The organism is Rhodobacter sp. 24-YEA-8 (assembly GCF_900105075.1).
In the GTDB taxonomy this organism is placed as follows: Bacteria; Pseudomonadota; Alphaproteobacteria; order Rhodobacterales; family Rhodobacteraceae; genus Pseudogemmobacter.
This window is the reverse complement of sequence record NZ_FNSK01000002.1, coordinates 76,547-89,228: the sequence shown is the minus strand read 5'-3', so window position 1 is coordinate 89,228 and position 12,682 is coordinate 76,547. Positions and strand designations below refer to the sequence as shown.

Below are 12,682 nucleotides of genomic sequence, written 5' to 3'. Positions count from 1 at the left end.
GGTGGGCGAATGCCCCGCATTCCTGCATCAGACGGGGCCTTGACGCGCGGCAGGCAGAAGCACAAGGTTCGGGGCGCGCCCGGTCGGCGCGCCCCCGTTTCCTGTGCCGGGAGCCCTGCCCTTCCGATGTCATCCGCCCCCTCCCTGACTTCACTGCGCGCTTTCGCGACCGTTGGCCAATGCCTCAGCTTCACGGAAGGCGCGCATCGCCTTGGCGTCACGCAAAGCGCGGTCAGCCGGCAGATCCGCCAGCTGGAAAGCACGCTCGACATCGCGCTTTTTCGCCGCATCGGCAATGCGGTTGAACTGACCGAGGCCGGGGCGATCCTGCATGAGCGCCTTGCCGGGGCCTTTGATCTGATCGACGACGCCGTGCAGGAAGCGCGCAAGTCTGTGCCGCGCCAGAAGCTGACCCTGCTGGCCCCGCCAACCTTTGCCGCGCGCTGGCTCTCGCGCCGGCTGGTCTCGTTCCGGCAGCGCTTCCCCGATCTCGACCTCTCGCTGCATCTGAGCCCCGATGACAATGTGCGGTTCGATTGTGTGATCCGGTTCGGCACGGACCCGCGCGATCGCCAGTCATCGACCCGCCTGATGGTCGAGCAGCATATTGCGGTCTGTGCGCCCGATCTCTGGGCCGATCCCGAACGGCTGCGCGCAAGTTGCCTGCTTTACGTGCTGGACCGCGCGCTCCGGCTGCCCACCTGGGATAACTGGTTTGCCTCGGCCCAGCATGACCGCCGCGATCTGCCGGAAAATGCGATGGAATTCGCGACGCTGGACATGGTGACACAGGCTGCAGTCTCGGGGGCGGGTCTGGCGGTGATCGACCGCAATATGATCGAATCCGAGCTGGATTCCGGCGCGCTGATCCAGATCGATCCGGTGGTGGTGACGGGCCCTTACGGCTATTGGCTGGACATCCCGACCGAGCGGCTGGCCCGCAGCAGGGTGGTGCATTTCGCCCGCTGGATGCAACAGCTGGCGCTGCAGGGAACGCGTGCCCCGGCCGGCGACTGACCAGACGGGCAGGCAAATGCGTGCTGATGTCTGAGATTAGAGTGGACGCCGCAGAAGGGCGTGCCGCGGAACCGCTGATCAGTCCCCTGCATCAGCCTGCGGCTCTGCTCCGTTTCACCCGCAGCCTCGTGGAAAACAGATGAGCGCCAGACCAACAGAAGGCGGCACTGCACGCCGATCCACAATGCTGGATGGTGCCGTCCTATCGTCGCGTTCGGCATTCCGGGCAGGAAAGTTTCCTCATGCGCCTCGGCTGCGGGCCTCTTGCCGCCCCGCTCGAAAAATCCGCAGCTCGGTCGAAAGCCCTTCTTCCACTGGTGGATCAACGTCGGACGCATGACGTATTCGGCCGCAAACTCCGACACAATGCGCGCCCTTGACGGCTTCCGCCCCCCCGCGCGCCTTGAACCCCGCGTCATGGTTCCTGCGTATCCGCATTCCTGATCTGCACGCCCCTGGAGACCGGCAATCGTCAGATCGCAGCCTCCGTCACTGTTCAATCCTCGAAGAGCAGCCCACCCAGCGGAAGGTATAAATATTGCTGCCCCCCGTCACCACGGGACTGCATCAGCGGCATGACAGACGGCGCCGCCCCTTTGACAGGACGGCGCCAATTGCCGGGAGAGCACCGGCAACGATCGCGGGATTACTCGGCCGCGAACTGGTTCATGGTATTGGCGTGCCCGCCGGCTTTCAGCGCACGTTCGCCCGAGACCATTTCCTTGAAGGTATCACCAAGATCCGAGCCGACCTCATGCTGGTGCTTCACCGCCGAGACGCCGCGACGGATTTCCTCGCGCTGCACGGTTTTGACATAGGCGAGCATCTTCTCCTCGCCGAAATAGCCCCGGCTGAGTTCATCGACCGATTTCGCTGTCAGGTGGAAGGTCGGCAGTGTGATCAGGTTGTGGAACACCCCCGCCCGCGCCGAGATATCGGTCTGGAAGCGCTGAAGTCGCTGATCGGCCTCGCGGCCCAGATCGGTCGCGTCGAAATCGGCCTTCATCAGCTCATTGCCATCGGGGTAGTCGGCGGCTTTGATCCGGCCCGCTGCGAGCCATTCGTCGCGCACCTGTTTCCGAAGGTTCAGCGTCCAGTTGAAGCTGGGTGAATTGTTATAGGTGAGTTTCGCATTCGGCACCGCCCTGCGGATTTCGGCGACCATTCCCGCGATCTCATCCACATTCGGGGTGTCGGTTTCGATCCAGAGCAGATCGGCGCCGCCCTCGGTCAGGTTCGCGATGCAATCCTCGATCACCCGGGCGCGGCCGGTGCCTTCGCGGAAGGGGAAGAGACCATTGGGCAAGCGCTGCGGGCGCACGAATTCACCGCCCTGATAAAGCGCGAGCTCGCCTTCCTGGATCGGATTCTCGTCGGTGATCGGCTCCACCTTCAGCCATTTGATATATTGGCTGGCCAGATCGCCCGGGCGGGCGGAGACCGGAACTTTCTGCGTCAGCCCCGCACCAAGACTGTCGGTGCGCGCGACGATCACGCCCTGATCGATGCCGAGTTCCTCGAATGCGAGGCGGCAGGCGCGGAGTTTCTCGATGAAATCCTCGCGCGGGACAGTGACCTTGCCATCCTGATGGCCGCATTGCTTGGCGTCTGACACCTGGTTTTCGATCTGGAGGCAGCAGGCCCCGGCCTTGATCAGCTCTTTCGCCAGCAGATAGGTTGCATGTTCATTGCCGAAACCGGCATCAATATCGGCGATGATCGGTACGACATGGGTCTCAAACCCGTCGATGGCGGCAATCGCGGCCTCGCGCTCGGCGTCCGTTTTCGCGGCTTTCAGGCTGCGGAACAGATCATTCAGCGCCACCTCATCGGCCTGGCGCAGCGAGGTGTAAATCTCCTGGATCAGATCGGCGACTGCGGTTTTCTCGTGCATCGACTGGTCGGGCAGATGGCCCCAGCGGTTGCGCAGCCCGGCAACCATCCAACCGGAAAGATAGACATAGGTGCCTTTCGCGGTGCCGCGCATCCGCTTGACCGCTTTGATCATCTGCTGGGCGTGAAAGCCCGACCAGCAGCCCAGCGATTGCGTGAATTTCGATGCATCCTGGTCATAGGCCGCCATATCGGCGCGCATCACCACCGCCATCTCGCGCGCGATCTCAAGATGGCTCTCCCAGGAGTTCTGCAGCCTCAGCTGCACAATATCGTCCACCGAGACACCGGCCGCCGTCTGGCCGGTCGGGTAACGCTGCGCAACCTCGCGGCGCAGTTCTGCATAGGTCTTGCGGGTCATGGGAGATCCTTTCGTAACAGAGGAAATGCTGGCAGGCACAGGCCCGCCAAAGGGGGAAAGCGTGGTCAGCCGGTCCATCAGTCGAGCGCGTTCAGCACGTCATAGGCCGGCAATGTGATGAAATCGGGCGGCGTCGCGGCAAGGATCGCCTCATGCACGATCCGGGAGGCCGAGGCATAATGGCCCCGGTGGAAGCCGGTCGGCCCAAGGCGGCCAAGGATCGCGACGATCTCTTCCTGGATCAGCGAGGCGAGCCATTCGGCGGTCAGCTTCGTGTGGTCGCCATCGGACAGCGTCACTTCGGCCCCGTGGCGCAGCCATTGCCAGAGCTGCATCCGCGCGATCTCGGCCGTGGCGGCATCTTCCAGCATCCCGTTGATCGCCACAGCCCCACGGCCTTGCAACCATTGCGCCAGATATTCGATCGCGACCGCGATATTGCCGCGCAGGCCGGCCTCGCTCACCCGTCCGTCATGCGGTTTCAGCAGCATTGCGGGGTCGATCCGGTAATCCTGCCGCGGGCGGCGGATCTGGTTCGGGCCAGGCATTGCGGCGTCGAACACTTCCAGCGCAACCGGCACGAGATCCGGATGCGCCACCCATGTGCCGTCATGACCCAGGTTCACCTCGCGCTCTTTATCGGCACGGACACGGGCAAGCGCGGCCTCTGTCACCTCCCGGTTGTCGCGCCCTGGCACCATGGCGGACATGCCGCCCATCGCATGGATGCCGCGCCGATGGCAGATCTTGACCAGCCGCGCCGCATAGGTCGCAAGGAAGGCGCGGTCCATCGTCACCTCGGCCCGATCAGGCAAGACATAGTCGGGATGCGCGCGCAATGTCTTGATATAGCTGAATATATAATCCCAACGGCCGCAGTTCAGCCCGGCGATATGGTCGCGCAGTTCCCAGATAATCTCATCCATCTCAAAGGCGGCGCGCAGCGTCTCGATCAGCACGGTCGCCTTGATGGTGCCAGGCGCCAGATCGATTGCTTCCTGCGCGTGAAGGAAGATCGCATTCCAAAGCCGCGCCTCGCGGTGGTTTTCCAGCTTTGGCAGGTAATAGAACGGACCGCGCCCGTCAGCGGCGAGCGCCTTGCCGGAATGGAAGATATGCAGCCCGAAATCGAACAGCGCCGCCGGGATCGGCCGCCCGTCGATCAGCAGATTTGCCTCGATGAGATGCAGCCCGCGCGGCCGCAGGATCAACAGTGCCGGATCATCTTTGACTTCGCGGGTCTCGCCGGATTTCGGATCGGTGCAGCGAAGCGCGTGATCGCGGTAATCGAGCAGGTTCACCTGCCCCTGGATCATGGTGTCGAAGCGCGGCGCGCTTGCATCTTCCAGATCGGCCATGAAGACCTTCGCACCGGAATTCAGCGCGGTGATCATCGTCACGCGATCCGCCGGGCCGGTGATCTCGACCCGCCGGTCCATCAGCTCCCGGGGCACCGGAGCCGCCTCCCAGATCCCCTGACGAATGTCTTTCGTCTCGGTCAGGTATTCCGGCAGCATGCCCAGATCATAACTGTGCTGACGCGCGCGCCGCGCGGCCAGAAGCGCGTCGATCTGACCAGAAAATGCGCGATGCAGCCCGGCGAGGAATGCCAGCGCGTCAGGCGTCAGAACCCGGTCGGCGCCAGGAACTTCCCGCAGGATCACGGGCGGCAGGCTATGGGGCGGACGGTCGAGCGGCATAACGATTCTCCGATGTGACTCTGGCGTAAAGTCACTATGGTAATGTTATGCCGCATGTGCATTATCTACCTGAAATAAAAGGGTAATGATGTAAGTCTTGTCACATTACCCTTGCAAGATCTGTAAGGTTTGTCACAAGCGGGATGCGAGGAATGACATGACAGGCGAGGGCAAACGGGGCGAAAAGCTGATCATCGGACAGCGTCTGAAGGTGCTGCGGCAATCGCTGGGGCTGACCCAGGCGCAGATGGCAACCGAGCTTGGCGTTTCGGCAAGCTACATCACCCTGATCGAGGCTGATCAGCGTCCCGCCTCGGCACAGTTTCTGATGAAACTCGCGGCAATCTACGATCTGAACATCTCGGAACTTGCCCCGGCCAGTGACGCGCAGCTGGCCGCAGATTTCAACGCAGCGCTGAAAGATCCGCTGCTTGGGGCCGGGCAGATCCCGAAGGTCGAGATCGAGGCCATTCTCCAGGCCTCACCCCGGCTCGCACGGGCCTTTGTGCAGCTGCATGACCGCCACCGCGAGGCCGTCCTGCGCCCGATGGCGGATGACAACCCGCTGACCGATCGCGACAAGGTCGAGGTCCTTTCGGAAAGTTCGCGCCCGGCCGAGGCAGTACGGGCCTGGTTCTACGCCCGCGGCAATCATGTCGATGCGCTCGACCGCGCCGCCGAGTCGCTGGCGGCGGAATTGCAGCTCCATCGCAGCGAGCCGCATGTGGCCCTCTCGGCCCGGCTTTCGGCGCATGGCATCCGCACGCGTATCCTGCCGGCAGATGTGATGGGGGGGCATCTCAGGCGCTTTGACCTGCATCGCAAGGAGCTGATGCTCTCTGAGCTGTTGCGCCAGTCGAGCCGGCGCTTTCAGATCGGCGTTCTGCTGGCGCGCCTGGAGCAGGAGCCGCTGATCGCGCGGCTGGTGGAGGAGGCCGGACTGACCGCTCCGTCGGCTTTCACCCTGATGCGCGTCAGCCTTGCCAATTACTTCGCCGCAGCCCTGGTGATGCCCTATGGGCGTTTCCTCGGCGCCTGTGAAACAACGCGCTATGATGTCGAATTGCTGTCCCACCGCTTTGGCACCAGTTTCGAGCAGACCGCGCATCGTATGTCGACGCTGCAACGCGAGGGTGCGCGGGGCATCCCGTTCTTCTTCGTGCGGGTGGACCGGGCGGGAAATATCTCAAAGCGCTTTTCGGCGGGGCGGTTCCCCTTCTCGCGCTTTGGTGGCACCTGCCCGCTCTGGAACATCCATGGCGCTTTCGAGACGCCCGATCAGGTACAGACACAGCTGATCCGCATGCCCGAAGGCGCGAGTTATTTTTCGGTTGCGCGCACCGTGACCCGCGCGGGCGGCATGCAGGGGCAACCGGCGCAGCGGCTTGCGATCGGGCTTGGCTGCGATACCGCCTATGCGCCGCGCCTGATCTATGCGGACGGAATCGACCTTGTCAGATCGAAACCGGTCGAGATCGGGCTGAACTGCTATCTTTGCGAACGTCGCGACTGCGCCGCCCGCGCTCACGCGCCGATCAACCGGCCGCTTGCGGTGAATGAACGCGAAAGAAGCCTCGCGATCTACCGCTTTGGGGAAGAGTAACATGCCGCCGGCGTTTCTCCGGCGGCATGGCGATGCGATCTGATTATGCCTGCAGTTCTTTGCGGATAATCTCGGCACCGGCACCCAGAGCCTGCAACTTTGCCCTTGCGATATGGCGCGGCAGCGGTGCCATGCCGCAATTGGTGCAGGGGCAAAGATTTTCGGCATCTACGAATTGCAGCGCTTTGCGCAGCGTATTGGCCACTTCCTCCGGCGTCTCGACCCGTTCGGAAGCCACATCGATGGCACCAACCATCACCTTCTTGCCCCGGATCAGTTCAATCAGATCCATCGGCACATGCGAATTATGGCATTCAAGCGAAATCATATCGATGCTTGACGCCTGCAGCTTCGGGAAGATCTTTTCATATTGACGCCATTCGGTGCCGAGTGTCTTCTTCCAGTCCGTATTGGCTTTGATGCCGTAACCATAGCAGATATGAACTGCGGTCTGGCATTTCAGACCTTCAACTGCCCGCTCCAGTGCAGAAATCCCCCAGTCATTGACCTCATCGAAAAACACGTTGAAGGCGGGCTCATCAAACTGGATGATATCGACGCCTGCGGCTTCCAGTTCGCGCGCCTCCTGATTCAGGATTGTTGCAAACTCCCAGGCAAGCTTTTCCCGGCTTTTGTAATGAGCATCATAGAGCGTGTCGATCATGGTCATGGGGCCGGGCAGCGCCCATTTGATCGGCTGTTTTGTCTGCTGCCGCAGGAATTTTGCATCCTCGACAAAAACCGGTCTGCTGCGCGCCACGGCACCGGTGACGGTCGGCACGCTGGCATCATAACGATCCCGGATCCTTACGGTTTCTCGTTTCTCAAAGTCAACGCCTTCAAGATGTTCGATGAACGTGGTGACGAAATGCTGGCGGGTCTGTTCGCCATCGCTCACAATGTCGATGCCCGACTGCTGCTGATCGTCCAGCGCAAGGCGCAACGCATCCTGCCTGCCTTCAGCAAGTGTTTCCCCTTCCAGTTTCCAGGGCGACCAGAGTTTCTCGGGCTCGGCCAGCCAGGACGGTTTGGGAAGGCTGCCGGCAGTGGCGGTGGGAAGAAGTTTATTCATAGTGGGGGACCTTTTTTATTCTGTCAAAGCGCGAAACTGGCTGACCATTGCGAAAGCCTGGCCTGATGCGGCCTGATAAAATGCTCTTCCGCGAACCTGGCCTGCTCCAGCGCCAGACGACTGCGCTCTTCGCGGTCATAGACAATCCGCGTCAGAGAATAGTCCTGATGTTTCAGGCTTGGGTGATAGCAGCTGCCCGCGGCGGCATTGGCGTTGTAGATTTCCGGGCGATAGATCTTCTGGAATGTCTCCATCGTGCTGATGGCACTGATCATTTCCAGATTTGTATAATCAGCCAGAAGATCCCCCATGAAATAAAATGCCAGGGGGGCTACGGCGCCCGGCGGCATGAAACAGCGAACCTTCATTCCCATTTTTGCAAAATATCTGTCGGTCAGAGATGCTTCATCCTGCCTGTATTCAGCACCAAGAATAGGATGAGTGATATCGGTTCGAATATAGGTTCTGTTGCTTGACACACTGAGACATATCACAGGTGTTTTGCTGAAATTCTGACGATATACCTCAGATTTAACGAAACTCCTGAACAGATTTCCATGCAGGTTTCCAAAACCTTCTGGCGCGGCGAAAACGGATCTCCCTTTATTATACTCGGGGAGCGCTATGCTGAAATCATAGTCCCGTACATATGAAGAGAAATTATTCCCCGCGGCCCCATCAATGACCTTACGGCTCTTGTGATCAAGGATTTTTGTCTTCAAAATCTCAATAATCGGGAAAACGCCCGCAGTTTCGGCATCCCCCATATCCATGTCGACAGATATGATCTCAACCCCGACGGAATACCGGTCACCTTCAGGGTTGTCCCAACCCGCCAGAGAATTGAACCGGTTAGTGATCATCGCCAGAGTGTTTCGCAAATTCTCCCGGCGATGTTCCCCTCTGGCAAGATTGGCAAAATTGGTGGTGATGCGCGTATTTTCGGCGGGAATGTAATTCTCGTCGAAGCCAATCTTCGTAACCCTGAAAGTGAAACCTTCTGTCATTGTGACATGCCTTCTGAGCGGCCTGAAAAGACAGGCCGTAAAACCACAGACACTCCGCGACGGATGTCGCGAAGCCGGCCCCGGGCGACAGATGTCACACGGGCCTTTGCAGTCACCTTTGCGGAACGGCCGCTCCCGACACGCCCACCGCGGCCGGAACAGGTGATCAATCCAGGCAGGTTTCCTGACTTGCGGGTCGTAACCTTGTCCGGCCTTCCCGGCGCAGCATATGCGCCAGTGGCTTTTCGGACAGGCTCGCCGCTCACAGTTGCGGGGGCAGCTCCGGATTTGGCACTGGCCTTACCGGATTCCCTTTTAACCGGGGCTTCCCCCGGCACCTGAATCAAGTGATAAAATCCTTTGGGAGCCAGGGAATGTCAACGATTTCAAAGGCAGATTATATTCATGAATATCATGAGCGAAACCGGTAGTGTAAGAGATCAGGCTCAGACGAATTTTCTCGAAATCCCCCTTGCAGCTGGACCTGTGCCGGAAGGTGCTTCTGCGCGCCAGGTGAATCTGACCGAATTCATATGGATTTGCACCGTTCCGGCCTATATTTAGCCGGTCTTTTTCAAAGCTGGCGCAATCCGGTTGGCGAAATCTCGCAACGCCCCGGGTGCATCACCTGAAACAGGCTGCCTGGCCGTCCGGTTTCAGCCTATATGGCCATCGCGCCTTGCATAGTCCTGCGATCTGGCTGTCACGCGGGATGGATATGTGCGGCCACAGCACCTTGAGCTACTCCCCGATGCTTGGACAGTTTTCGAGGATGTTTAAGCTACTGCCTGTGCCTGCCGGTCGGTTTCGATGCTGTTGAAGTAGACCACGGCGGGGGGCAACCCGCCATGGGCAGTGTGTGGCCGCCGATGGTTATAGAAGCTGACCCAGGATCCGATTGCGGCCTTTGCCTGAGACCCGGTCTCCCAGGCATGCAGATAGACGCATTCGTATTTCAGGGACCGCCACAGGCGCTCGATGAAGACATTGTCGATGCACCGCCCCTTGCCGTCCATCGAGATGCGGGTTCCGACGCGTTTCAGCCGATCTGTCCAAGCGAAGGACGTGAACTGGCTGCCTTGGTCAGTGTTCATGATTGTGGGCGCGCCGAACCGGTGGATGGCCTCGTTCAACGCCTCGACGCAGAAGTCCGCTTCCAGGGTGTTCGATATGCGCCAGGCCAGAACTTTGCGCGTGAACCAGTCCATGATGGCGACCAGATACAGAAACCCCCGCCGCATCGGGAGATAGGTAATGTCGGCGCACCAGACCTGACCGGGGCGATCGACCCGCAGCCCGCCCAGCAGGTAGGGATAGGTCTTGTGGCCCTTTCTCGGCTTGCTGGTGTTGGGCTTCTGGTAAATCGGCATCAAACGCATGAGCCGCATCAGCCGCCGGATGCGCTTCTGGTTCACGCCGTGCCCCTCGTTTTGCAGATGCCAGGTCATCTGCCGGACGCCGTAGAAGGGCGTATCCATGAACTGCCGGTCGATCAGCTGCATCAGGCCGAGGTTCTGATCAGTCTCTCCAGCCGGCTCGTGGCAGAACGACGAGCGCGAGATCGACAGCAGGCGGCACTGCGCCCCGATCGACAGTGCAGGGTGGTCCCGTTCGATCATCCCACGCCTCACTTTCCGCTCCACGGCTTGAGCTTTCGTGACAAAAAATCGTTGGCGACAGCCAGCTCCCCGATCTTGGCGTGCAATGACCGGACCGTCTCTTCATCCACCTCCGTCGCGGGCTTCTTGCCGCCGCGCTCGAAGATGTCCGCAGCCCCGTCGAGCAGCGATTTCTTCCATTGATGGATCATCGTCGGATGCACGCCGTATTCGGCCGCCAACTCCGACACAGTGCGCTCGCCCTTGATGGCCTCAAGTGCCACGCGCGCCTTGAAGCCCGCGTCATGGTTCCTGCGTTTTCGCATGCCTGATCTCCTCGTCCGTGGAGACCAGCAAACGTCAGATCGTAGCTTCCGTCACTGTCCGATTTCCAGGGAGTAGCTCACCTGGCGCGACAACACGACCGTTTACGGCATCTTCAGACACATTTGCGATGCTCCGCGCGGCACCGATGAAATCTTTCTCGCCGTGTCTCTGGAATACAGCTAACATTTCTCCGGTCACGGGTATGTGATCCGTTGCCCGAATGGTTGTGGCACGGCTTACGATTGCAACAGGAGAACCGCAGATGGCGGAACAGGGCGCGGGGGCGGCCGAAGTGGCTGCGCTTCACGGCGGCGGGGTCGATCTGACCACCATTGTCATTCTTCTGGCCGCGGCGGTGATCGCGGTGCCGTTGTTCAGGCGGCTCGGGCTTGGCTCGGTCCTGGGTTTTCTCGCAGCGGGCCTTCTGATCGGGCCATTCGGTCTGAAGGTGATCGAGGATGCCGAGGCGGTCATCCATGTCGCCGAACTCGGCGTAGTGCTCTTTCTGTTTGTGATCGGGCTCGAAATGCAGCCGTCGCGGCTCTGGTCGATGCGCGGCGAGATTTTCGGGCTGGGGCTGATCCAGGTGGTCGGGGCTATCGCGGTGCTGACCTGTGTCGGGCTGGCGCTTGGCTATCCGGCCTCGGCGAGCTTTGTGGCGGGCACCGGCTTTGTGCTGACCTCGACCGCGGTCGTCATGCAGATGCTGTCGGAGCGGCGGCAGATGGAGACCCCGGCCGGGCGGCGGATCATTTCGATCCTCCTGCTCGAGGATCTCGCCATCGTGCCGCTGCTGGCAATCGTCGCCTTTATTGCACCTGGCGCCGAGGAATCCACGATGATGGACCGGGTGCAGAACATCGGGGCCGGGCTTGGCTGTATCGTGGTGCTGGTTCTGGCCGGGCGCTATCTCCTGGATCCGATGTTTGGGTTTCTGGCACGGTTTGGCGGGCGGGATGTGATGACGGCGGCCGCGCTGCTTGTCGTGCTGGCGGCGGCGCTTTTGATGCAGGCGGGCGGGCTTTCGATGGCAATGGGCGCCTTCCTCGCAGGCGTACTCCTGTCGGAATCGAGCTATCGCCACCAGCTGGAAACCGATGTCGAGCCCTTCCGGGGCCTTTTGCTCGGCCTCTTTTTCATGGGGGTTGGCATGGCGCTGAACCTCACCGTGATCCGCGAGAATGCGGCACTGATCGCCTTTTGCGTGCCGGTCTATATCATCCTGAAAATGCTGGTGATCTACAGCGTGGCGCGGCTTCTGAAAACGCCGAGAGCCGAGGCGCGGGAGCGCGCGGTGGTCATGGCCCAGGGCGGGGAATTCGCCTTCGTGCTTTACGCCACCGCCACCCAGGTCGGAGTGCTGACGACCGAATGGAACGCGACCCTGACCGCCATCGTGATCTGCTCCATGGCGCTCACGCCCCTGATGATGATCCTTTTTGACCGCTTCTCGCCAAAGGCCGAGGTTTCGCTGGAGGGGGTCGAAGAGGCGAGCGGCCTGAACGCCAATATCCTGCTGATCGGCTTTGGCCGCTTTGGCCAGATGGTCAGCCAGCCGCTGCTGAAACGCGGCTATACGGTCTCGATCATCGATTCCGATGCGCAGGTGATCCGCGATGCGGCTGATTTCGGCTTCCGCGTCTGGTATGGCGATGGCACGCGCCTGGATATCCTCAGGAATGCCGGCGCGGCAGAGGCGAGCCTGATCGTCGCCGCCACCGATGACCCCGAAGCCACGCTGAAAATCGTCGGGCTGGTGAAACACGAATTCCCGCTGGTGCCGGTCTTCGCCCGCGCCTGGGACCGGGAACATGCGGTTGCCCTGATGAAGGCAGATGCCGATTTCCAGATCCGGGAGACCCGCGATTCGGCGCTGGCGCTTGGCCACGCGGCGCTGGTGCGGCTGGGCGACACTCCGGAAGAGGCCGATGATCTGATGCAGGATGTGCGGGCCAATGACGTTCAGCGCCTTGCCATCGACTTTACCGAAGGTCTCGCGGCGGGTGCGGGCCTGATCCAGGGCAACAAGGATGCGCCCTCGCATCACTGACGCCCCGATTTACCCCTCGCGCAGTGTTGATCGGGCCCTCAGAGGTCCCGATCA

General features: G+C 60.9%; 7 protein-coding genes, 1 pseudogene and 1 riboswitch. Of the genes and pseudogenes, 3 read left to right on the top strand and 5 right to left on the bottom strand.

The window, feature by feature from the left end; all coding sequences use genetic code 11:
• The first annotated feature begins 126 nt into the window (after positions 1–126).
• The gene (locus tag BLW25_RS16915) at positions 127–1,017 is read left to right on the top strand and encodes a LysR substrate-binding domain-containing protein (protein WP_171909619.1); all 891 of its coding nucleotides are present in this window, start codon (positions 127–129) and stop codon (positions 1,015–1,017) included.
• 646 nt (positions 1,018–1,663) lie between these two features.
• On the opposite strand, the gene BLW25_RS16910 is transcribed toward BLW25_RS16915, so the two are convergent.
• Both BLW25_RS16910 and aceB read right to left on the bottom strand, forming a co-directional pair.
• A complete protein-coding gene (locus tag BLW25_RS16910; protein WP_092902336.1) occupies positions 1,664–3,271 on the bottom strand; it encodes an isocitrate lyase in 1,608 nt (535 codons plus the stop codon).
• Positions 3,272–3,348: 77 nt separating this feature from the next.
• Positions 3,349–4,971 (bottom strand): malate synthase A, encoded by a 1,623-nt coding sequence (gene aceB, locus BLW25_RS16905; protein ID WP_092902334.1) that lies wholly within the window; start codon positions 4,969–4,971, stop codon positions 3,349–3,351.
• Positions 4,972–5,128: 157 nt separating this feature from the next.
• Between aceB and BLW25_RS16900 the strand changes: the two genes are divergently transcribed.
• The gene (locus BLW25_RS16900) at positions 5,129–6,574 is read left to right on the top strand and encodes a helix-turn-helix domain-containing protein (RefSeq protein WP_092902332.1); all 1,446 of its coding nucleotides are present in this window, start codon (positions 5,129–5,131) and stop codon (positions 6,572–6,574) included.
• Positions 6,575–6,617: 43 nt separating this feature from the next.
• Here the strand turns inward: BLW25_RS16900 and BLW25_RS16895 are convergent, their stop codons facing one another.
• From BLW25_RS16895 to BLW25_RS16885, 3 genes and pseudogenes are all read right to left on the bottom strand, one after another.
• Complete coding sequence (locus BLW25_RS16895) at positions 6,618–7,646, bottom strand: methionine synthase (protein WP_092902330.1); 1,029 nt, start codon at positions 7,644–7,646, stop codon at positions 6,618–6,620.
• A gap of 23 nt (positions 7,647–7,669) precedes the next feature.
• Positions 7,670–8,653, bottom strand: a complete 984-nt coding sequence (locus BLW25_RS16890) for a DUF1852 domain-containing protein (protein ID WP_092902328.1) — start codon at positions 8,651–8,653, stop codon at positions 7,670–7,672.
• A gap of 156 nt (positions 8,654–8,809) precedes the next feature.
• A riboswitch (cobalamin riboswitch) is annotated at positions 8,810–9,010 on the bottom strand.
• Positions 9,011–9,429: 419 nt separating this feature from the next.
• Positions 9,430–10,577, bottom strand: a pseudogene (locus tag BLW25_RS16885) (IS3 family transposase).
• A gap of 263 nt (positions 10,578–10,840) precedes the next feature.
• Between BLW25_RS16885 and BLW25_RS16880 the strand changes: the two are divergent.
• The gene (locus BLW25_RS16880; RefSeq protein ID WP_092902326.1) at positions 10,841–12,628 is read left to right on the top strand and encodes a monovalent cation:proton antiporter-2 (CPA2) family protein; all 1,788 of its coding nucleotides are present in this window, start codon (positions 10,841–10,843) and stop codon (positions 12,626–12,628) included.
• The last annotated feature ends 54 nt before the right edge of the window (positions 12,629–12,682 follow it).